A 19,830-nucleotide genomic window follows, 5' to 3' on the forward strand; every position below is an offset into this window, starting at 1 on the left:
GGAGTGGTTATAAGCCACTCCATTCAAACTCTACCAGACTATAAAACTACTCTTTCATAAGCTTATCGAATTTGTTGCAGATAAAACAATAGCGACGACCAACCGGATGACGCTTGTAAACAATTTGGATGGTACTGTACTCCTTTTGAACATCAGATAGTAATACACCTTGTTTTGTCAGTGAAGTTAATACCCCTTTGCGTTGGTTTTTTGGCAAATAATTGTGGACCAGATCTTTATCAACCGCATAGACTGCACGCCCTTTAACTTTATGGATAATAACCAGTGCCTTTTTAATCGCCTTTTGAGTTACACGTTTATTCCCAATCAGATTTAAAACTCCGTCGCTTTTGCAAAGATTAATGATTGCATCAAGCGAGCTATCCAGTGGCGAATACGTTACTTCAGGTTCCGTTAAAACTTCCTTAAGAGAGTCCAAATAGCATGCCGAGACCCCCTTCATGATGTCCTGCTTTTTGAACGGCAAAACACCATATTTAGAAGCCATGCAACCTGCAACATAGACGATGGCAAAACGTTTGGCGATACGAACCTGAATACCGGAGTTACGATCTACCTTGTGCTTATCCAGAAAGAACTCAATCCCTTTTTCAAGCTTCCGTTTCACACTTTCGCTGTCATCCTGAATATCAGCCACCAAGCGCTTCAAAAAAGCAGGTTTGGCACTGCCATAATAGCGGTGAGTTGCCTCTTTGATAGCATGTACCAGTTCGTTGCTGGAGTTAACATCTTCAGGCAGTGATTCGAAGATCCCCATCCCGTAACCAGCATCGGCATGAATGTCGATGACACGCACATTTTCGCCTTCAAGACGCTCCATTTTCCCCGAAACAGCCAGTTGCTGGAGACTGCTCTCACCCGTACTGAAAATACTTACTTGCCATTCAGCAACTTTATTGTCGAACATAGCCGAACGCGTTTTCCCTTTCCCACCCGATAGCGTATACACACGGTTCTGCATAATTTTAGCGGCTGCCAGTACGTCTTTATCTAACAGCTTCGACTCATCAAGAACCAGATAACTGTCGTTATGGGCAACGGCAATCTCCTCAAGCCCTTTATCCGTATTGTTCCAGAGGATGATAACTTCTTTAGGCGATCCTGCTAATGAAGCTAGCATGTACGCACTGGAAGTTTTCCCGATGCTGCTCATTCCCCATAAATGGAACCCGCCCCCTTCCATACCTGAAAGCTTAAGAATAAAACCAGAGAAACCGCAGCACAGAGCCAACATAATGCGCGAGCTGTATAGCGCATATGGAGCGACATTCATTTTCCATAACTTTAATGTTTCCCATTTTTCCTCTACAGGTAAATGATTTTTTGCGCTGGGATGCAGTATTGGCTTATCTCCTTTAACTTTACCAATGGTCGTATTATTAGCACGCAAATAAACATCATCATAGAAACCAGGTTTATAACGCAATGTGATTGCATTATCTGTTTCCTTAATAATTTCTTGATGCGCACGAGCCCAATATTCTTTACTGACATTTGGGTTATGACCGAATTTTAATAAGTTCTTTTTTAATTCTAATACAGTCACAAGCGCCACAGCAGGTAAAAGCACGCAGCTCGACTCATCTCCTTCAGAATCTGTGATTTTAATGAGCCGGTATGCAACCGGACATGATTCGGAAATTTTAGTACGTGCTAACAATGTAACAAGTAACTTTTCTTCATTGTCACTTGGTTTTTCTTTATATTCTTTCATTTGTAGTTCCTCATCGTATTTAAAGACCCCATCACAGTTACTGTGATTAACGTCATGATTTAGGCGTGAGGGATCCCCTGCATGATTTCTCATACGGTATTATTATTTGGTTAAAAATCGCAGAAGCAGTTTTTAATAGGTGCGTTAAATAATAGATCATGAAACTATTTTATTATTAAATGGTCACCATACTTCCTTACCTTATACATAAAGGTTAATCCTACTATTCCAATAGAATCTAACATAACCAGAGAATCAGCATGTTGCTTACTCAGCAGACGATACTTTTTAGTCCAGCGCTTCCTTTTTCTTTCCTTGTTCCCCTTTATATAATAATCATCATACTGGATTGATTCGACTCGCCACCAGATGGCTTTAAACCGATAACTTACTTGTCGCATTGGGGCTTTTAACTTGCTCACTAGCATAGGGCGATTTATTACATTTTTTCGCGTATTCATGTTCCTCTTGTTCTTCATCCTGACACGTAGACTTTTAATAGCCTGTTTGTCATTTGGAATGATGAGATGAAAATGTGGTACCCACTTATTAGCATCAATATGAAAATCCATTTCGAACCCACCAATCACCATTCCATCGAAGCCGCATGCTTTTAACCAGCGCCGAAGTCGTGCTATTAATGTATCGGGCCGCCATTGTAGTAGTTGACTGTCACTAAATGCATCCTGATAGAATATCAAGGTTAAACTTCGCCATCTCTTCCGTTTCTTACATAAACGAAGTACCTCTCCAATCATTTCCAGCCTGTGTTTCCTGAAGCATTCAGGGCATGCAGCACTTCCACAGGGATAGCTCGGATGGCAATACTTAAGTCTCTTAAAGAGATCCCTGTAAACTTTTCCCTGGTATTTCTGCAATGATTTTTCCCTGAAGCACTTTTCCGCTCGGGCCTTCTCCACTGTTTCAAATTTCGGTAATGCTTCGGCTAACGCTTCATGTTTATCACTCAACTTTGCTAATGGTATTTTGGGATTGACGTTCATAACTCTCCTTATTGACCCATGGTTGGACGTTCCTCAATCCAACGCTGAATATCCTCATCTCGCCAAGCAACGGAACGATTTCCAGTTACAGAAACTTGGTTTGGAAATTTTTTATTGGCAATCAGACGATATATCGTTGAACGACTAATGGCACAACGCCTTAATACTTCCTGAATCTTAATTAACTTGCTCTCTTTCATGTTTGCCTCCCCGTTAGCTGATGGAGCCATTCTAGCAAACTCGGAATAGCTGACTTACAGGAGAAGCGGCTCTCATAAATGAACAAACTTTTGGATTTTTCGGTCTAAAACAACGATAGTGAAAATTGGAGAGCCGCTTCTCATCGTTGAGGAAGCCATAGCTCTGAAATGTTCAATTAATAATCTAATTTTTGTAAAAAAGTCATGCACAGGGAGGCCACTGATGGCAAATAACAATGAAAAAATCGATTTTAAAGTAGATGACACGGTTCATATTGATATTAGCGATATTAAACGCCAAAGGGATGCCGCCAATAAGGCTCGGAAAGAGAAAAAGTACGTTGATTCAGGTTTTTCAAGAACAAAGATATACTTAGGTAAAGACACATATGAAAAACTTGCTGCGATATTCGAAGATCAGCGAGGAAGTGTTCTCAACATTGAAGGGCGTAAAGACATTGATTCACTTAGCAGAGTTATCAGCTACTGCATCAATAAAGTTTATAAAGAAATTCATATCAAAAAGAAAGGCGGTCAGTTAGCTGATGTTACCCCCGCTTTTAAAGCTAAGAGTCAGGAGTTATATGATCTCTACCAAGCTGCCAGCTTCATGCAAAGTAAAGGGCTTAGCATTGGGAAAATCATGAGGAAAATGAATGCTGATGGATATCCTGCGCCAAATACACTCACACTGAATGGTTCACGAAATCGTCTATCGGCATGGACGGAGCAGCAAGTAAGAGATTTATTGGATTTAGATACCCTCAATAAAGACCTTAATGACCTCCATTAGCACCCAGCTTCAACTATCACAAGTTACCAACACTTCAACCGCTGAGCCGCCATGACTTTCGCCTCATCGTCACGATGGTCGTAACGAGCAGTCGTTGATATGTCGCTATGACCCGCTAACTGGCGCACAGTGTTAATGTCAGTCCCCTGCTCTAGCAATTGAGTAATGAACGTCCTGCGCAGGTCGTGGGGCGTGAACTCAGCTACGCTGGCGGTGATACGCAATTGCTCAAGGATTGCCGTCACCCCAGCGGTTGTCAGTGCTGTAGATGCTGCTAAACCGGAACGATAGATCTTCGTAAATAACGCATCCCCTTCCCCTCTCATTACCAACCACGCGGTCAAAGCTTTATCTACAGCCGGTGCCACGTGAATTTCGCGATACTTACGCCCTTTTCCCTGCCTGACTACTAAAACACCGTCTACATAATCATCCTGTTGGAGTTTGACCTGCTCCCCGACTCGGAGGCCAGCCCCACACAAGGTAAGCAATATGGCTGCATCCCTGCATCGACGAGCTGGCTCGTGATGGCTTTTGGCGGCTTTCAGCAACTGGCGGATTTCCTGCCGACTGAGTGCCCTTCCTTTACGAGTTGTGTCGCCTTTCACACGCACGACAGCGTTGATGCGTAAAAGCACGTCCACATTCATCTGGTCAAAATTAAAAGCGGTTTTGGCAATCGCCCGTAGCGCGGACAGCGCCATATTCACGGTAGAAACGGCATATCCTTCATCCAGCATGGTCATGCGTATTTTTGCCACTTTCCCAAAGTCCAAGAGCTCCCAGGGGTAGGTCTGCGCAGTAGAACGCTTGTTGAGTATGCGGGCGGAGTGATTCAGCAAGCTGGTGATACCGCCACGCCCCGATACGGCAAGACTATTGATATAGGCGTCAAACACCGTGGTTGTTTGTGATGATACCGCCAGCTTAAGCTTCGACATTGTTCAACCCGCTTTAATGCACATTAAACCAAGTAACCTGAGCGTCAAACCAACCCAAGCTCAGCCAGAGATACCACCTTAGTACCGGCAACAATGAGGTGGTCAAGAACTTGAATATCCAGCAGCCCTAACACTGATTTCAGCTTGCGGGTGATCTCTCTGTCCGCCCCGCTGGGTTCAGGTTCGCCGCTGGGATGGTTGTGGACCAGAATTAATGCTCCGGCGTTGTATCGCAGGCTGAGTTTGACGATCTCGCGGGGGTAAACGTTGACCGAGTTAAGCGTTCCCCGGAACAACTCCTGATAGGCTAATACCCGGTGTTGGGTATCCAGCAGCAGGATGGCAAACACTTCATGCTCGAGTGGTGCCAGCTTAAACTTCAAGTACTCACGCACCGCATAGGGTGAAAGTAGCTGCTCTCCCCGGAGGTAGCAGTTTTCGATGATGGATTGCGCCTGTTGCAGTATCAGGTCTTCGTTGCAGGCCAGCATAGCGTTAGCCATATCAAAACTCCCTTTCGACAAAGTAAATGGCACCGGGATAAAGTTGGTAACGACTGGCGTCCGCACGTAAAGAATACAAGGTTCTGTGCGATCTTTTTCGGCCGTTGCTGTCGAAGAAGTGGAGGTACTGGCTGTCAATGCGGGTGACCACCGACCAGTGATATTGGTCGCTAATCAGGATAATGCGGGAGAAATCGGAGGGGATAAGGTAGTCGGCCATGTCGTTGAGGACGTGCTTTGTGGTCAGGCGTCGGGCTTCTTTGAAAGGTTGGCTAACCTGTATGGGGAAATACTTATGGTAGTAGCCTCGCTGCAATATTGTCTCTATCAGGCAGTCCATGCGGTCCTCATCAATACCGTGGGTCAACCACTCATCCAGCATCCACTGATACCCGTACTCCTTCAACAATGCACGCATCAACGGTCTTCGTTTCACCCTGCCGTCATAAAGATAACTCATCATATTGACTAGGCTGTAAGCCCCACAAAGACAATCCAGTTCGCCCTGTTGAGACGCACTGATCCCTCTACCCTTAGCCACAATAGATTTCTCCTGCATGCATTTAATTTAATTGACTGGCTGATTGATGGCTGACTGGATTAGCTTTCCCACAATATCTGAGGGGTATAAACGCCCATCTGCCAGTAGTTGATAAAGTTGGATTGCCACAACTCGAATAACTCGCAGCCGTCTCGATGGGTTACATCACCAACGCCTGCATAGAAGACGTAACGTTGTGACCAACTGAAATCTATTTCCTTTTCCAGCTCAGGGTACACATGTCCCATATAAGCGAGATCGGTGATGTAATCAAAATAGAACTGGTCATTATCACGAGTAAGTCTGATTTCAACCGGATGATAGCCACCATTTTCTGGGCTGTAGTGAATATCCCGAAAGATAAATGATACTGCCAGTAATTTTGATTTCATTGGTGGCGGCGTACCCATTTCTTTAAATAATAAATCAATCAACTTTTGTCTAACCGGAAGGGAATATCCTTCCTGATGTATTTCATTCATTTTAACCTCATGACTATTATTGAATAAAAGACTCATCGTTTTCATTCAAAGGACGATCAATTGAATCAAGCCTGCGCAGATCATATTTATAAGTCCATTCATTCACAGCCTGATAAGGGAGAACACAGTCACTCCAGTAACGTCTTGCATAATTAATGTCACAGAATGCCGTGTCGTTGATATGTACTCCATAATACTTCATGAACAATTTATTCACGACCCTTTGCCATTGTAATAATGAGCACATAATCGCTCCCTATTTAAATATTAATCATGGCGATTTTTAAAAGCAGCTAACCCTCCAACGAAGGATTAATAATATGGGCACACAAGAAAATGGATATTAAAAACTGGCAGCTAATTGACACTTTCCAGTCATGACATTATATCAAAATGGCACGTGGCGAGCAAATAATTTCACCAGGAAACTATTATTGGTTGAATTAAAAAAAGAGGAGCAAACTGAGGAGGAAATACTATTTCGTGTAGATTATTTCTGGGAAACCGTCTCCAGCAACTGTTGGCGCTGCTCTTCTGAAAACGCCAATAACTGGCGAGCTAACGCAATCACGTCTGAAGGTAACGTGGGCTGAGACAAAGCGATATCTTCAGCCACTTGTTCAAGTGCCTGTTTTAACAGTCGGTCACGGGAATGGGGTTTCATCGTTTTGAACAGTTGCACCCAGAGGTTGAGTTGCTCATCGCTACCATAGGGTGAAACCGTTGGCTGGGCGGCTTGATCTGCCCGCTCACTTTTCAGCGACATGCCCGCCGCACGGATATGGTACTCAAAGCCCTTATGCCCTGTTCTCTTTCTTCTGATTTCCGGGTGCATTGCCGCCAACTTTTCCAGACGCAGGCGGCAACCTTTTGCAGTCCCTGGCATCCCCGGTTTTCCCACGAATGCCTGTGCCGAGAGCCACTCCTCACCGTCATGAACGCTATCACTTCGATTCTCAGCAGCAGACGATACATCTAAAATATTTTTCATAAACTTAATCCAGAATATCAATACGTTAAAAAGAAAAACCAATAAAGACCACAAAGAGAACTTGATAATTTCCCTTTATTCGCATTTAATATCCCTGTACTGATACAAAGGAGTTAACACTGTGAATAACCACGTAGCATCGCAAAAAAAGCGAACTAAAGAAAGGGTTAAAGACTGGCACAGGGCTGACATTGTGGCTGCGTTGCACAAGCGTGGATTGAGTTTGGCCCAGCTATCTCGCGATCAGGGATTAGGCTCCCGCACATTGAATAATGCCTTTAGCCAGCACTACCCGAAGGCAGAACGCCTGATAGCCGCGGCGCTGGGCATGATGCCCGAACAGATATGGCCCAGCCGTTATTTCAATAAGATGCCCTCAACACACTCCGGCAAGGAATAGCCATGGCAACCACCATCACTTCAGTAACAGAAAGTTTTGAATACTTCTTTCATTCCCTGTACCGCATTGAGTTTGTCAAAACATTGCGCTTAAATGAGTGTAGTGAAAGGGAACTCCTCCCGCTGGTACGTTGCTACCTTTTAGGGTGTTTCTCCGATGATGTTTCACCGGAAGTGAAAGGGAAGCTACCGGGCACTATAACCGGCAATGGCTACATTGATTTTGTGATTGATGATGTGGCGGTGGAATTCGCCGTCCGTAAGCCCACCGCAGCCAAATCAACGGTATCAGCCACGGTCAATAGCACGGAAATGAAGAAGTTAATGAAGTTCGACGGCAAAGCGTTATTGGTGTTGTTCGATTTCTCAGAAACGCCGTACACAGAAGCACAAATAGACGCATTTAGAGATTGGCCATCATTAGGGAAAGGTAACCATAAGAAGTCTGCTTTTAACGTGGCTTATTTTTACGTTGAAAAACGTAGACCGCTAACACTCGGGAAAATCACCAAGAATATCCGTATCAATTGAGAAGGAACTACAATGAAAAATAGGATGTTAGTGCCAGTTCTAGCCGGATTGTTTTGTACATCGACAATGGCAACAAAAGTAGAGGGTGACACGCTTATTTATCAGAAATCAGACGGCGAAATAAGACTCTCCGCCGTCCCTAACAATGACCAGCAAGCCATGTTTTCGATTAAGACCAATGTGGGCATGCATGCCTGTAATGTGAAAGGGATTGCCAGCGTGGTTGCTAATACTAAAGACCATACGACTCTTCAATGGCAAGAAGGGCAATGTAAGGTAACCCTGAAATGGGGTCAGGCTAGCGTTAAAGTCACTGCGGATGAGGAGTGTAATAGTTACTGCGGAATGAATGCCGGGAATTCATTGTCGGGCACCTATAAATAATCACTGCTATTGCTTTGAGCGTTTGTAATTTAGATTGGATAATAAATAGCAGGGTTCACTGCATCTATTGGTCATAATTAAATCAAGGAAAATAATGACCGGAGAATTTAATTATGATGAGGTTTTATCACTGAATAAAATTCGACATTCAACGATAGCTCCTCTTTATTGTCACTCCATTAATTTCATTCTAAATATTACGCTAAAGGACATGATGGTTAAAGACATTCAGCTTCATTTTAGAATTGGCTATAACCGTGTGGCTAATACTCTTGAGCAGATAAAACGTAACAATCAACCGATTAAATAAGGATGAACCATGTCGTTTATCGATAAATTAAAAGAAAATGAAAAGAAGAATGAAGAGGCTGGCCGTAATGATATTAATGCGGTCAAAAATAAACTACTCCGCGGTGGTTTTGGATTGACAAAAACATTCTGGCTGTTCTGGTTTTTGCCAACGGTCGCAATGTCAGTGATAGAATATGTATCTGAATCAGAGGGTACGATATTCAAATTAGATGCTGCCATGTTGATTCTGAGTGGGTTCATGTTTATGGCAGTACTGAAAACCACAGCACGAAAGTTATGGAAAGGGATTGCTCTGACGTTGATTGGGGCTGATATCCTGCTTTGCCTGTTAGCTATCTCGCTCTTTTTCTTATAATAATGACGGTCAGATGAAATTAAAACTCATGGTAATACTTGCCATTATCAGCCTGGCTGGATGTGATTCAGTCACACCAAAATGTAACAGTGATGAGGCTAAGAGTTTGGTGGTTGATATTGCTAAGAAGGAAATATCAAAAAACTATCACGCAGAGATATTTGAGAAAATACATCTTGCCGTAGAAAATGTCAGAACTGTTGAACACCAAAACAAGCTTGATATATACCATTGTGCAGCTGATCTAAAACTGTTCCTTAAACCAGAACAATCAACAAATATTCCAATAACCTATAACATCCAGAAAATGGATGATGATAACAAGCAGTTCTATATTAACGTATTTGGCTTGTAATCAAGCTAACATCAGGGATCCTTTTGGGTGAAGTAATTAATACTTTACCCCAAAAGGATATTTCATGAAAATGGGCTTAGCTGTCACTGCTCTCGTTATTACTGTTGCCACATTATGTTGGTTTCTCAAATTTAAGGCAGATAAAAAAGAGGTAGTCCTGCCAATTGCCCCCCCTTTCATCATTACATCTAACCAACTGACAACAGCTGACTTTGCTGTACTGATAGGTGCGGCTATAAACTGGCGGAATCAGGGAATATACTATTCGGGGCAACGGCTTAAAGCCGAGGGTCATCCCATGCCGGATATTCTGAAGGCTAAAAAGCATGAAGCTCAGGTTTTTGACAGCCAGTTCACAATACAAGTGGCTACTTTCCCCTGCAACTCCCAATGTACGCGACAGGATTTCGAACGCAGGAATTCCCAGGCTGATGCGGCGAAAGATATTTCTGCTATACAGACTCCGGTATTGATCCTTATGGGCAAGGATGACCGCAATGTCGATCCTGATGAAACAGTCGCGGTGTGGGCCGAAGCACTACCTTCGGGTACTTACCGTTGTATCAAGCAGTTGCCAGGGGCAACCCACGGACTTTTACGCAGCGAATGGTTTGATTATCAACTTGCCACTCAGTGGCCCTTGTGGAAACAGGGATTGTTTCTGTTACTCGGGAAATACTCATATTCTCCCGGGCACTCAGTACCATCTCATCATGGGTCCTGAACCAAAACTGCGGAGCTGAACTGCATTCTGATTACCTGCCGAAAACCAAGCTGTAAGCACACCCGTTTTAGTTCCACACACTTTTTGAGGTTTCAGTTTTCTCAGCCATCATGTTGACAATATTCGCTTTGATGGGCTCAAAGGCTTGGGTAAGACTTCCTATAAAAACCTTCGATAAAAAAGCTGGAAAACCAAAAGATAGTGAGATGCTCGCAGGGAAGGAGGCCACTTCAATGTGGCTCCGCTCCTTCAAGAAATAATAATTTAGCTGTTTCTAATACACTTGCTCTGGCTATTCTACCTCGTCGCTCCGCATCCATTAAACCAATAAGTAACCAAGTGAGGTTTTCATTAAGTACAGCCGCGGGGATATCTATACGGAATACTCCCTCACGTTGGCCCCTCAGAAAAAAATTATCTAACACTTTCTCATACGTTAGGACAGTAGGTAACAACTCAGAATTTAGTTCATGAGAACTTGACCAGAATTCGGAAAGAAATGAGTGAAGTGGCCGATCTTTTAATTCACTTTCTAACAAGCGATTAAGTGCTTCAATAGGGTGCCCATCTTCAAGTCGTATAGCCTGAATATTTTCTGTCAGTTTTGTAGCCGCATATTTAAGAATTCGATGTATCAGTTCTTCACGATTGCCGCAAAAACGGTAAAGTGTCGCGCGACTAACACCAATCCTCTCAGCGATTTCTAGGTAAGTTGCATTTGGCGATTTTGCCAAGATCGCAGCTAACCCTATCATTAACCTATCATTATCTAAACTCATAATATGAAAATATCCCATAGTGTTTACAGGTCAATGTAGACAGTATTTTTCATTATCTATTGATCAAAGTAGAATGAATTGTTTTTTTTGAGACGCCACTGTATCATTTGATACATTATCATCTCAATTATTGTAGTTAATCTTATGACATATACCTTTATACGTAAATCATTAGTAGTCATGGCAGTAATTTTTTTGTCAGCTTGTGATGTTGACGATGAAAGCTCAATCAATACTGAAGTCATACCGTCCGTAACAGTAGTCAATGCAACTGAAGCGGTTTTAGATGTCAATCAAGAGCTTCCTGGACGCGTACATGCAGTACGTACGGCACAGGTACAAGCACGTGTTGCTGGTATTGTTAAAAAACGGTTATTTACTGAAGGTGCTGAAGTCAAAGAGGGGGATGTACTGTTCCTGATTGATCCTGCACCTTTTGAAGCTGACTTAGAACGCGCAAATGCAGAGGTCAAACGCACAGAGGCTATGGCTGCTGATGCAAAGTCAACACTGGATAGATACAGGCCATTGGCAAATATTCAAGCGATAAGTCAGCAAGATTTAGTAACAACACAAACTGCATACAAAACCGCTTTAGCAAACGTTGCGGTTGCTCGAGCCAATGCTAAAAAAAGTCTCCTCGATGTGGAGTATGCAACCGTACGTGCACCCATCTCTGGGCGCATTGGCAGATCGTTGGTAACGGAGGGGGCGCTTGTTGGTCAAGATGGTGCTACAGCGTTAGCTACAATCCAACAAATCGACCGAGTTTTTGTGGATCTAACCCAATCTGTAGCGGATGTCATCGCGCTACGAGAAGGGATGGAGGGACACTCGCTTACATCGTCAAATAGTCACATTACTGCGCGTGTTGATGGCTCGAAAAAGACGATTAATGGAAAACTACTTTTCACCGATATATCAGTAGAACCCACGAGTGGGCAATTGACTTTGCGGGGGGAGTTTGAAAATCCTGAGTTCTTATTATTACCTGGCATGTATGTGAGAGTAACGGTATCAAAAGGTGAGATGTCCGATGCTATCTTACTTCCCCAGCGTGCCGTGCAGTTCGATTCTAGTGGGGTCAGTAGCTTATTGATTGTCAACAACGATAATCTTGTAGAAAAGCGCACAGTGCATACAGGCCAAATGTACGGCCCTAGCTGGCATATCGTCGACGGGGTGACAACTGGAGAGAGGATCATCGTTGGGGGGCCTCAAGTTATCGCAGGACAAAAAGTAACCACTTTGGATTCGCTAAGCAACAAATAAGGCTGACTAAAAATGCCATACTTCTTTATCAACCGGCCTAGGTTTGCTTGGGTTATTGCCATTTTTATTATCCTCGCGGGGTTATTGGCAATCCCCAACTTACCGGTTGCACAGTTTCCCGATGTTGCGCCCCCACAAATTACGATTACCGCGTCGTATCCCGGAGCTTCCGCGTTGACGGTATCCGAAAGTGTCACCAATGTTATTGAACAGGAGTTAAATGGAACTAAAAACTTGCTGTATTTTGACTCCTCTAGCTCCAGTGGTAACGCTGAAATTACATTAACGTTTGCGACTGGCACAGACCCCAATATTGCTCAAGTTGATGTACAGAACCGTTTGAAAAATGCTGAAGTCAATCTCCCTGAGTCAGTACGACAGGCTGGTCTTCAAGTTGAACAAGCGAATGCAGGATTTTTGCTTATTTACGCCCTGAAGTTCAAGGATAAGCAACCCGAACAAAATGAAACTGAACTTTCTGAGTTCGCTGCTCGCTCTGTTAATAATGAAATTCGCCGTATTCCTGGTGTTGGTAAGGTTCAGTTCTTCAGCTCAGAAGCTTCTATGCGAGTCTGGGTCGACACGCAAAAACTGCGCGGTTACGGATTATCAATCGCAGATGTTAATTCTGCTATTCGTGCTCAGAATATGCAAGTTTCTGCAGGCAGCTTCGGTGCGCGACCTAGTAGCACAGAGCAAGAGTTAACCGCCACAATCCTCGTGCAAGGTATGAAGCGTACACCAGAGGAATTTGCTCAGATAGTGCTTCGTGCCAAGACTGACGGATCTTCTATACGATTAGCGGATGTAGCACGGATTGAAACGGGTTTAAAAGAGTTTTCATTCCAATCACGTCTTAATGGCATGCCTGCTGCTGCTGCTGCTGTTCAATTGGCACCAGGTGCAAATGCGATTGAAACAGCTAAAGCAGTAAAAGCAAAACTAGAAGAATTAAAGCCTTATTTTCCCAAAAACATGACGTATGACATTCCTTACGATACCTCAGTATTCGTGAATGTAGCCATCCAAAAGGTGTTATACACACTGATGGAAGCGGTTGTTTTAGTCTTTTTGGTGATGTTACTTTTCCTACAAAACCTGCGTTATACGTTGATACCAACTATTGTTGTCCCTATTTGTCTGATGGGAACCCTTGCCGTCATGTATGGCCTTGGTTTTTCAGTCAATATGATGACTATGTTTGGTATGGTTCTCGCCATCGGTATCTTAGTCGATGATGCTATTGTGGTCGTAGAAAACGTAGAGAGGATTATGGCTGATGAAGGGTTATCCCCCCGAGAGGCGACAATTAAGGCAATGGAACAAGTTTCAGGTGCCATTATTGGTATAACATTGGTTCTTACAGCCGTATTTTTACCTCTGAGCTTTATGTCTGGTTCAGTTGGGGTTATTTATCGTCAATTTTCAGTATCATTGGCTGTTTCAATTCTTTTCTCTGGGCTCCTTGCTCTAACACTGACACCTGCATTGTGTTCTACATTACTGAAACCGCTGAAAAAGGGGCATCACGAGAAAAAAGGTTTCTTTGGTTGGTTCAACCATAAGTTCACTGTATTAACTGAGCGCTTTGATATCTTGAACCATCGGTTAGCGAGACGTACAGGGCGTTATATGTTGGTGTACTTAATGATGACCATTATTTTAGGGTTACTTTACGTGCGTTTACCCGAAACTTTTGTGCCAATGGAAGATCAAGGCTCTAACATTGTCAGTGTACAACTTCCTCCAGGAGCAACTTATACACGTACAGAGCGTGTTGTTCAGGATTTGGAGAAATACCTGGCTTCTCGAGACGCTATTCAAAGTGACTTTACCGTCATCGGATTTAGTTTCTCTGGATCCGGTGAAAATGCAGCGCTTTCGTTTCCAACATTTAAAGATTGGTCACAGCGTACCCCTGAGCAGTCAGCTGACGCAGAAACCTCCGCGTTAAACGAGGCATTAGGGACACATCAATCAGCACAGATCATGGCAGTTAACCCCCCACCCATCGATGGATTAGGTAATTCTGGGGGCTTTGCACTGCGTTTACAAGACCGCGCAGGGTTGGGAATGGATGTATTAACAAAAGCGAAGGACTCTCTTCTCGAAAAAGCGGCAAATCACCCAGCTATTGCATACGCTATAGTGGATGGTTTAGCTGATGCGCCACAGTTGAGTTTGCAAATTGACCGCGCTAAAGCGGAGGCTTTAGGTGTTAAGTTTGATTCTATTGCGAATGCTTTAGGTTCGACTTTTGGATCAAATATTGCAGGGGACTATATTGATAAAGGAAAGTTACAACGTGTGGTTGTACAAGCCGAGCCAAAAGACCGCATAAGTCCTTCAGTCGTATTAGAACTGCCCGTTCCAAATACTTTTGGTGAATTAGTGCCATTGAGCGCGTTCGCCACAGCGAAATGGACAACTGGCCCCTCTCAAATATCACGTTATAACGGTTATCCTGCATTCCGTATCTCAGGTGATGCAAGTTCGGGCTACAGTAGCGGGCAAGCAATGGCTGCCATGGCGCAATTGGTTAAAGACCTGCCATCAGGTATTGGTTATGAATGGACAGCACTTTCTTACCAAGAAGACCAAGCTGGAAACCAAGCCCCAATATTATTTATTTTGGCTATCTTAACGGTATTTTTACTGCTTGTTGCCTTGTATGAAAGCTGGGCCATTCCAATGTCAGTGATGCTCATAGTGCCGATCGGAGCATTGGGTGCGGTATTGGCTGTCATGGTGGTCAATTTCTCTTCAGGAACCACGGTGCTAGCTAACGATGTGTATTTTAAAGTGGGGCTCATTACCGTCGTCGGCTTAGCGGCGAAGAATGCTATTTTGATTATTGAGTTCGCCAAGAGTCTATACGAATCAGGTAAGCCATTACGCGAGTCTGCAATGGAAGCGGCTAAGCTACGTTTTCGCCCGATAATCATGACATCTCTCGCGTTTATTTTGGGCGTTATACCCATGGTAATAGCCTCTGGCGCAGGTGCAGCGAGTCAGCGTTCACTTGGAACGGGCGTCGTTGGAGGGATGCTTTTTGCGACAGTGATTGGTGTGGTGTTTATACCTATATTTTTTATCATTGTCATGTCCGTTTTTGGGAAAAAAGGTAAAGAGTTATCTGTTAAACGATAAGGGGAGATAAATAGTGAAGGTACCAATTAAGGTATGGAAACTGGTAGCGACAGCACTCCTGAGTTTGTAAGCCCACATCACTTGAAGCCCTTAAAAGCTTCAAGTAATTAAAGAAAACTACACTATAACAGAGTTTAGCATTCTCACTATTATCGGGCTATCTTGCATCTTTCCTGAGGAATGACACAGGTAGCCCGAACACGAAATTCTAGGAGGATCATGTTAGTTAACAAAGCTGACCCAAAACGCTGGTTAATTCTCTTGGCTGTAATGTTGGCTTTTTTACCAGTAGTCTTAGACATGACGATACTTCATGTCGCGGTCCCGACGCTAACTCAGGCTTTAGGGGCATCGAGCACACAAGTATTGTGGATTATTGATATTTATCCGCTACTGATGGCTGGGCTATTAGTCCCTATGGGAACACTTGCTGATCGTGTTGGTAAGAGGCTTCTGCTGTTAATAGGATTAACAATTTTTGGCGTTGCTTCAGCTTTCGCTGCTTTTGCCCCCAATGCTGTACTTTTGATTATCGCTCGGATGGTATTGACGCTCGGAGGAGCAATGATTATGCCTTGTGTGCTGGGTATCATACGGCAAACATTTGAGGATGATAAGGAACGTAGCCTTGCCATTGGGCTTTGGGGAGCCGTCGGAGCTGCGGGAGCTGCTGTTGGTCCACTGCTTGGTGGAGTATTATTAGATCATTTTTGGTGGGGATCTGTTTTTCTCATTAACATCCCCGTAATGATAATCGTGGCTCCTGTTTGTTGGTTTTTTCTATCTAGGCAAGAAAGGCTAACGCCTGGCCACTGGTCCATCGGGCAAGCAATTTTGCTTATTTCAGGCATGATTTGTGTCGTATACGCGATTAAGAGTGGTTTTGGTAGCAACCAACCGTTAGCTTTAGTGCTACTTATTTTGGTTATAGGTGTCGGTCTACTGGCTCTGTTCGCCCACAAGCAAATACATGCTTCTGAGCCGCTGCTTGACTTATCACTCTTTGCGCATCCCGCTATAGTTGCTGGCATAATAATGGCAATGGTTGCCAGCGGAGGACTTACTGGAGTTGAATTTACCTTATCACAAGAGCTGCAGTATGTACTCGATAAAAGCCCGCTTCAAGCTGGTATATTTATGATACCAATCATGGCCGCCGCAGCAATAGGGGGGCCTATTGCAGGTAAATTATCGGTGATGTTCGGGCTCCGCAATGTCGCCAGCTTATCAATGGCAGTCGCGGCTCTAGCGCTATCCGGGATTGCCATTAGTGATTTCCTAAATCCTGGGATACTCTTACCTCTACTTATGGCTGCATTAGGGCTCTCCTTGAGTATTGGCCTTACAGCTTCTTCAATAGCAATTATGAGTGCTGTTGACGGGAGTAAAGGTGCTGCGGCAGGTTCATTAGAAGCAACAGCATATGAATTGGGATCGGGATTAGGGATCACTCTTTTTGGGGTATTTATGTCTGCTATTTATACAAGAAACTTCCAAGCACCAGCAGGTTTACCAGCAGATATTTCGGCTCAAGCAGCAAAATCAATCGGAGATAGCTATTTGGCCGCCCAACAACTGATGACCGAACAAAGTAATGCAGTGATCTTGGCAGGTAAGGCAGCCTTTTCAATGACTCATTCTGTTTTGCTCATGACTACTGCGGTACTGATCGGGGTGCTTTGTGTATTAGTATTTTTCCTACTTGGAAATGGGTGTAAAAAAAATTAATCTTACCCTGATCTGCTGTTGGTCTACATAATATGTTCGCTTCGAAGTATTGTAATAAAGGGTAGTGCTTCCAATTAGTTGAATGGTTATGAATAATATGGGTTTTTAAGGCATTTATATGGCAACCATAACCGTCCATTGTCCCCGTTGTCAGTCAGCTCTCGCATACCGCTATGGGCAGCTATGTGTCCCGTCAGCCGGGCCATAAGTATACTCAATCTGACTCAAAGAACGCGCCGAGGGGGCCGCGATTAGCGATGTGGTAATCGAATTATCACCGGATACTGGCTGAGTGATATTGAAATCATGGTCTGGCTTGCACTGCGCATAGATATAGGTTTGTATCCAGTTCCAGAACAGTTTCCCTGTTACTGATGGGATGATTATTCTCGCACGTTCACATATGTTCCTGGCTGTAGAGTCTGATTTGTGACGTAAAATTAGCAGTGCTGCATGCTTGTTTTTATTGTTTAATTCAATCTTCATAAGATGAAAGCTGTTCATTAAATTAAACTATTCCTGTCATTTATATATTTACATCCAGCTCTAATGAATTGGTAAACAACACAGGATGCTATTCACATGAGAAGTTTAATTTTAGTTAATACAGCGCATCAATAAATCTAAAAGCAGAGCGCAAACAATCGACTTAATCGACTGATTAATAGATATAATATCTATTAACTATCTTCCAGAATCAACTGACAAAAATCGGTGCGGGAATTAATCCAGTATAATAATCTATATATTTAATTTGCTCGTGTCAGATCCCGGAGGTTGATGTTCTTGTTAAAAATATTAGACAAATATAAATGTAAGTAGATCGCTTTTAGTTCCACGCACTTTTTGAGATTTCCGGTTTCTCGGTCATCAACCGGTACTCTTCCGGTGTCAGGTTATTCAGGGATTCTTTAGGCCGCTCGCTATTGTATTCCGTCAGCCAGCGCTTTGTGATCTCCTCAAAGGACATAATCAGTATGTCGGAAGGTCTCTAAAAGTGAATGGGCCGTTTTACTGGGATACTTACAGTACCGCGGGTGCGCAAAAAACATCCAGATATCACCAGTGATAATAGCCTCGGTCGCTCTCACGGTGGTTTTGTCACCAAAATCCATCTGGCGACAGACGGAAGCGGTCTCACGTTAAACATCGTACTGAGTCCTAGTCAGGCTCACGAAAGTCAGCGTGCACAACGTCTACCGATGCGTTCGGTTACGAGCACCATTTTGAACAGTGACGGCGATATTAAACGTTCAATGAGCGGCGCCAGCGCAGGTGGGCATTTTCACATTCTGAGCAATGCCAAAACCCTTAAGGTGCATATAGAAACCAGCACCATCGGGCACGACATGACGCTCTCGGCCACTAGCTACATCTGCCCCATATAAAGCAGCCTCTGTACCAAGACGCGCTATAAACTCGGTACCAGTAACCAAAGTGAGTACAGACATGAGTACAAAATAACATTAAAAATAAAAAAAACTTAAATAACAAATTATTAATTAAAAAATAACGGTTCAACGTCTAAATAAAATTTGTTATCTCATGAGGTTTTATTGAATCTCATGAAAACTACAAAAATCCATAAAATCCACGCCTTTGCGTGGATTTTTCATTTCATCGCGTCTCAGATTGTTTCGTGGAAGCGCAGCTAAGTTACATAAAATCCGCAAGGTTAGCGTTGCGTCGACCCGCTGAACTCACAACCAGAAGCGGACTTATGCAAATGGTGGTTTTCTCATGTGATATGCTCGATATGCCGAAAAACACCCTAAAAGTGGGTTATTAGGCTTTCCGAAACGCTGACGATTTTAGTTATACAAAGCTTTAATTTCTTCTGAAAAATTAATAAAGGCACCAGCGACAAGGTATTTCCCTTTCTGTCTGTGGTGTTCTTTAAATACACCGACGACTCTCAGAGTCAGCGCATCAGTACTTTTATTTTTCAGAATTTGCATCACTGGCCCCCCACTCATTCCTGCCAGCGAAGGTAGTGATTTCCCAAAACTTAATGGTTCAAACATTTCAGTACGTATCATTTTTTTTCGAGAGTCAAAATTAAAGTAAATATCTTCTCTATTTGAGTCAAATTCAAATGAGTTGAAGAGGATGCTATAAAGTTGAGCATTTCTTTCCGATTTATCAGGATTATATTTGTTTTTGTTCGAGGGGAATCCTGAAACGATCATTGACATCGTTGGTTCATGATTTTTGCTTAGTTCATTACTGAAAGCAATGTAGTTTCCCTCAGAACACATGAGCGCTTTCGGTGGCATGATTGCAGCATAGTCGTGAGAGTCACTTTTTTTATATATGACTTTACCAAGAGGAAAGAAAATATTATTTAGAGAAAAATAACACTCCTTATTTATCAACTCATCCATCACATGATTTGCTGTGATTATTGAATGGAATCCATTGTTCTTTAGCAGAAAACCACTACCCACAGAAATGAAATTTTTATTACTATTATTTTCAGGGACGTAAAAGGCTATTATTGCTTGTTGCCACTTCTCTACTAACTGAGTTATTAAACTAGATGCATGACAATCAGGATAGTCATGCAGAATGTTATTAAATGGATACTGCAAGTAAGATTTGAACATTTTACTTTCCATTATAAAGTCTGCTGTAGATTAATGATCGACATT

Annotated in this window: 23 protein-coding genes and 2 pseudogenes; 13 read left to right on the forward strand and 12 right to left on the reverse strand. The window is 43.2% G+C overall.

Annotated elements, in window-relative coordinates:
- Window positions 1-46: 46 nt before the first annotated feature.
- From F0T03_RS11875 to F0T03_RS11885, 3 genes are all read right to left on the reverse strand, one after another.
- Window positions 47-1,735 carry a DUF927 domain-containing protein gene (locus tag F0T03_RS11875; RefSeq protein ID WP_159677574.1) on the reverse strand — a complete coding sequence of 563 codons (1,689 nt, stop codon included), beginning with the start codon at window positions 1,733-1,735 and terminating at the stop codon, window positions 47-49.
- A 164-nt stretch (window positions 1,736-1,899) separates the two neighbouring features.
- On the reverse strand, window positions 1,900-2,739 hold the full coding sequence (locus F0T03_RS11880) for a hypothetical protein (RefSeq protein WP_159677573.1): 840 nt from the start codon (window positions 2,737-2,739) through the stop codon (window positions 1,900-1,902).
- A gap of 8 nt (window positions 2,740-2,747) precedes the next feature.
- Complete coding sequence (locus tag F0T03_RS11885; protein WP_159677572.1) at window positions 2,748-2,939, reverse strand: helix-turn-helix transcriptional regulator; 192 nt, start codon at window positions 2,937-2,939, stop codon at window positions 2,748-2,750.
- 223 nt (window positions 2,940-3,162) lie between these two features.
- On the opposite strand from F0T03_RS11885, the gene F0T03_RS11890 reads away from it, so the two are divergent.
- Window positions 3,163-3,732 (forward strand): hypothetical protein, encoded by a 570-nt coding sequence (locus tag F0T03_RS11890; RefSeq protein WP_246169889.1) that lies wholly within the window; start codon window positions 3,163-3,165, stop codon window positions 3,730-3,732.
- Between the two features lie 23 nt (window positions 3,733-3,755).
- On the opposite strand, the gene F0T03_RS11895 is transcribed toward F0T03_RS11890, so the two are convergent.
- The 6 genes from F0T03_RS11895 to F0T03_RS11920 form a co-directional block, all read right to left on the reverse strand.
- Window positions 3,756-4,673 (reverse strand): tyrosine-type recombinase/integrase, encoded by a 918-nt coding sequence (locus tag F0T03_RS11895; protein ID WP_159678505.1) that lies wholly within the window; start codon window positions 4,671-4,673, stop codon window positions 3,756-3,758.
- 44 nt (window positions 4,674-4,717) lie between these two features.
- Window positions 4,718-5,176, reverse strand: a complete 459-nt coding sequence (gene radC, locus F0T03_RS11900) for a RadC family protein (protein WP_159680837.1) — start codon at window positions 5,174-5,176, stop codon at window positions 4,718-4,720.
- 1 nt (window position 5,177) lies between these two features.
- Window positions 5,178-5,582 carry a hypothetical protein gene (locus F0T03_RS11905; RefSeq protein WP_246169891.1) on the reverse strand — a complete coding sequence of 135 codons (405 nt, stop codon included), beginning with the start codon at window positions 5,580-5,582 and terminating at the stop codon, window positions 5,178-5,180.
- A gap of 194 nt (window positions 5,583-5,776) precedes the next feature.
- Window positions 5,777-6,199 carry a DUF2787 family protein gene (locus F0T03_RS11910; RefSeq protein ID WP_159678507.1) on the reverse strand — a complete coding sequence of 141 codons (423 nt, stop codon included), beginning with the start codon at window positions 6,197-6,199 and terminating at the stop codon, window positions 5,777-5,779.
- 16 nt (window positions 6,200-6,215) lie between these two features.
- Entirely contained in the window at window positions 6,216-6,446 is a 231-nt protein-coding gene (locus F0T03_RS21905; RefSeq protein WP_425511036.1) for a TA system toxin CbtA family protein, read from the reverse strand.
- A 243-nt stretch (window positions 6,447-6,689) separates the two neighbouring features.
- The gene (locus F0T03_RS11920) at window positions 6,690-7,190 is read right to left on the reverse strand and encodes a hypothetical protein (protein ID WP_246169892.1); all 501 of its coding nucleotides are present in this window, start codon (window positions 7,188-7,190) and stop codon (window positions 6,690-6,692) included.
- Between the two features lie 121 nt (window positions 7,191-7,311).
- Here F0T03_RS11920 and F0T03_RS11925 point away from each other — a divergent pair, with 121 nt between their 5' ends.
- The 7 genes from F0T03_RS11925 (at window position 7,312) to F0T03_RS11955 (ending at window position 10,250) form a co-directional block, all read left to right on the forward strand.
- Window positions 7,312-7,590, forward strand: coding sequence for a helix-turn-helix domain-containing protein (locus F0T03_RS11925; RefSeq protein ID WP_159678511.1), 279 nt, complete (start codon window positions 7,312-7,314; stop codon window positions 7,588-7,590).
- Between the two features lie 2 nt (window positions 7,591-7,592).
- Entirely contained in the window at window positions 7,593-8,120 is a 528-nt protein-coding gene (locus F0T03_RS11930) for a hypothetical protein (RefSeq protein WP_159678513.1), read from the forward strand.
- Window positions 8,121-8,132: 12 nt separating this feature from the next.
- Complete coding sequence (locus F0T03_RS11935; protein WP_159678515.1) at window positions 8,133-8,504, forward strand: hypothetical protein; 372 nt, start codon at window positions 8,133-8,135, stop codon at window positions 8,502-8,504.
- 94 nt (window positions 8,505-8,598) lie between these two features.
- Entirely contained in the window at window positions 8,599-8,814 is a 216-nt protein-coding gene (locus F0T03_RS11940) for a hypothetical protein (protein ID WP_159678517.1), read from the forward strand.
- A 9-nt stretch (window positions 8,815-8,823) separates the two neighbouring features.
- Window positions 8,824-9,171 (forward strand): hypothetical protein, encoded by a 348-nt coding sequence (locus F0T03_RS11945; RefSeq protein WP_159678519.1) that lies wholly within the window; start codon window positions 8,824-8,826, stop codon window positions 9,169-9,171.
- A 13-nt stretch (window positions 9,172-9,184) separates the two neighbouring features.
- Window positions 9,185-9,526, forward strand: coding sequence for a hypothetical protein (locus tag F0T03_RS11950; protein ID WP_159678521.1), 342 nt, complete (start codon window positions 9,185-9,187; stop codon window positions 9,524-9,526).
- Between the two features lie 64 nt (window positions 9,527-9,590).
- Window positions 9,591-10,250, forward strand: a complete 660-nt coding sequence (locus F0T03_RS11955) for a lysophospholipase (protein ID WP_246169893.1) — start codon at window positions 9,591-9,593, stop codon at window positions 10,248-10,250.
- 230 nt (window positions 10,251-10,480) lie between these two features.
- Here F0T03_RS11955 and F0T03_RS11960 read toward each other — a convergent pair whose 3' ends face one another.
- Window positions 10,481-11,029, reverse strand: a complete 549-nt coding sequence (locus tag F0T03_RS11960; RefSeq protein WP_159678523.1) for a TetR/AcrR family transcriptional regulator — start codon at window positions 11,027-11,029, stop codon at window positions 10,481-10,483.
- Between the two features lie 144 nt (window positions 11,030-11,173).
- Here F0T03_RS11960 and F0T03_RS11965 point away from each other — a divergent pair, with 144 nt between their 5' ends.
- The 4 genes from F0T03_RS11965 (at window position 11,174) to F0T03_RS21910 (ending at window position 17,387) form a co-directional block, all read left to right on the forward strand.
- Complete coding sequence (locus tag F0T03_RS11965) at window positions 11,174-12,301, forward strand: efflux RND transporter periplasmic adaptor subunit (protein WP_159678525.1); 1,128 nt, start codon at window positions 11,174-11,176, stop codon at window positions 12,299-12,301.
- A gap of 12 nt (window positions 12,302-12,313) precedes the next feature.
- Window positions 12,314-15,451 (forward strand): multidrug efflux RND transporter permease subunit, encoded by a 3,138-nt coding sequence (locus tag F0T03_RS11970; RefSeq protein WP_159678527.1) that lies wholly within the window; start codon window positions 12,314-12,316, stop codon window positions 15,449-15,451.
- Window positions 15,452-15,670: 219 nt separating this feature from the next.
- On the forward strand, window positions 15,671-17,179 hold the full coding sequence (locus F0T03_RS11975) for an MFS transporter (protein WP_159678529.1): 1,509 nt from the start codon (window positions 15,671-15,673) through the stop codon (window positions 17,177-17,179).
- A 118-nt stretch (window positions 17,180-17,297) separates the two neighbouring features.
- Complete coding sequence (locus F0T03_RS21910) at window positions 17,298-17,387, forward strand: IS1 family transposase (RefSeq protein WP_159678531.1); 90 nt, start codon at window positions 17,298-17,300, stop codon at window positions 17,385-17,387.
- Window positions 17,388-18,008: 621 nt separating this feature from the next.
- On the opposite strand, the pseudogene F0T03_RS11985 reads toward F0T03_RS21910, so the two are convergent.
- A pseudogene (locus F0T03_RS11985) lies at window positions 18,009-18,137 on the reverse strand (integrase core domain-containing protein); the annotation flags it as partial.
- Between the two features lie 82 nt (window positions 18,138-18,219).
- On the opposite strand from F0T03_RS11985, the pseudogene F0T03_RS11990 reads away from it, so the two are divergent.
- Window positions 18,220-18,378, forward strand: a pseudogene (locus F0T03_RS11990) (IS5/IS1182 family transposase); the annotation flags it as partial.
- A 612-nt stretch (window positions 18,379-18,990) separates the two neighbouring features.
- Here F0T03_RS11990 and F0T03_RS11995 read toward each other — a convergent pair.
- Window positions 18,991-19,797, reverse strand: coding sequence for a hypothetical protein (locus F0T03_RS11995; protein WP_145562959.1), 807 nt, complete (start codon window positions 19,795-19,797; stop codon window positions 18,991-18,993).
- Window positions 19,798-19,830: the final 33 nt, after the last annotated feature.

Origin of the sequence: Yersinia canariae, assembly GCF_009831415.1 — a bacterium.
In the GTDB taxonomy this organism is placed as follows: domain Bacteria; phylum Pseudomonadota; class Gammaproteobacteria; order Enterobacterales; family Enterobacteriaceae; genus Yersinia; species Yersinia canariae.

Excerpts from the sequence above, each read along its gene's own strand:
- F0T03_RS11875 (WP_159677574.1), bottom strand. The coding sequence starts at position 1,735 with ATGAAAGAATATAAAGAAAAACCAAGTGACAATGAAGAAAAGTTACTT.
- F0T03_RS11880 (WP_159677573.1), bottom strand. The coding sequence starts at position 2,739 with ATGAACGTCAATCCCAAAATACCATTAGCAAAGTTGAGTGATAAACAT.
- F0T03_RS11885 (WP_159677572.1), bottom strand. The coding sequence starts at position 2,939 with ATGAAAGAGAGCAAGTTAATTAAGATTCAGGAAGTATTAAGGCGTTGT.
- F0T03_RS11890 (WP_246169889.1), top strand. The coding sequence starts at position 3,163 with ATGGCAAATAACAATGAAAAAATCGATTTTAAAGTAGATGACACGGTT.
- F0T03_RS11895 (WP_159678505.1), bottom strand. The coding sequence starts at position 4,673 with ATGTCGAAGCTTAAGCTGGCGGTATCATCACAAACAACCACGGTGTTT.
- radC (WP_159680837.1), bottom strand. The coding sequence starts at position 5,176 with ATGGCTAACGCTATGCTGGCCTGCAACGAAGACCTGATACTGCAACAG.
- F0T03_RS11910 (WP_159678507.1), bottom strand. The coding sequence starts at position 6,199 with ATGAATGAAATACATCAGGAAGGATATTCCCTTCCGGTTAGACAAAAG.
- F0T03_RS21905 (WP_425511036.1), bottom strand. The coding sequence starts at position 6,446 with ATGTGCTCATTATTACAATGGCAAAGGGTCGTGAATAAATTGTTCATG.
- F0T03_RS11920 (WP_246169892.1), bottom strand. The coding sequence starts at position 7,190 with ATGAAAAATATTTTAGATGTATCGTCTGCTGCTGAGAATCGAAGTGAT.
- F0T03_RS11930 (WP_159678513.1), top strand. The coding sequence starts at position 7,593 with ATGGCAACCACCATCACTTCAGTAACAGAAAGTTTTGAATACTTCTTT.
- F0T03_RS11935 (WP_159678515.1), top strand. The coding sequence starts at position 8,133 with ATGAAAAATAGGATGTTAGTGCCAGTTCTAGCCGGATTGTTTTGTACA.
- F0T03_RS11940 (WP_159678517.1), top strand. The coding sequence starts at position 8,599 with ATGACCGGAGAATTTAATTATGATGAGGTTTTATCACTGAATAAAATT.
- F0T03_RS11945 (WP_159678519.1), top strand. The coding sequence starts at position 8,824 with ATGTCGTTTATCGATAAATTAAAAGAAAATGAAAAGAAGAATGAAGAG.
- F0T03_RS11950 (WP_159678521.1), top strand. The coding sequence starts at position 9,185 with ATGAAATTAAAACTCATGGTAATACTTGCCATTATCAGCCTGGCTGGA.
- F0T03_RS11955 (WP_246169893.1), top strand. The coding sequence starts at position 9,591 with ATGAAAATGGGCTTAGCTGTCACTGCTCTCGTTATTACTGTTGCCACA.
- F0T03_RS11960 (WP_159678523.1), bottom strand. The coding sequence starts at position 11,029 with ATGAGTTTAGATAATGATAGGTTAATGATAGGGTTAGCTGCGATCTTG.
- F0T03_RS11965 (WP_159678525.1), top strand. The coding sequence starts at position 11,174 with ATGACATATACCTTTATACGTAAATCATTAGTAGTCATGGCAGTAATT.
- F0T03_RS11970 (WP_159678527.1), top strand. The coding sequence starts at position 12,314 with ATGCCATACTTCTTTATCAACCGGCCTAGGTTTGCTTGGGTTATTGCC.
- F0T03_RS11975 (WP_159678529.1), top strand. The coding sequence starts at position 15,671 with ATGTTAGTTAACAAAGCTGACCCAAAACGCTGGTTAATTCTCTTGGCT.
- F0T03_RS21910 (WP_159678531.1), top strand. The coding sequence starts at position 17,298 with ATGGCAACCATAACCGTCCATTGTCCCCGTTGTCAGTCAGCTCTCGCA.
- F0T03_RS11995 (WP_145562959.1), bottom strand. The coding sequence starts at position 19,797 with ATGGAAAGTAAAATGTTCAAATCTTACTTGCAGTATCCATTTAATAAC.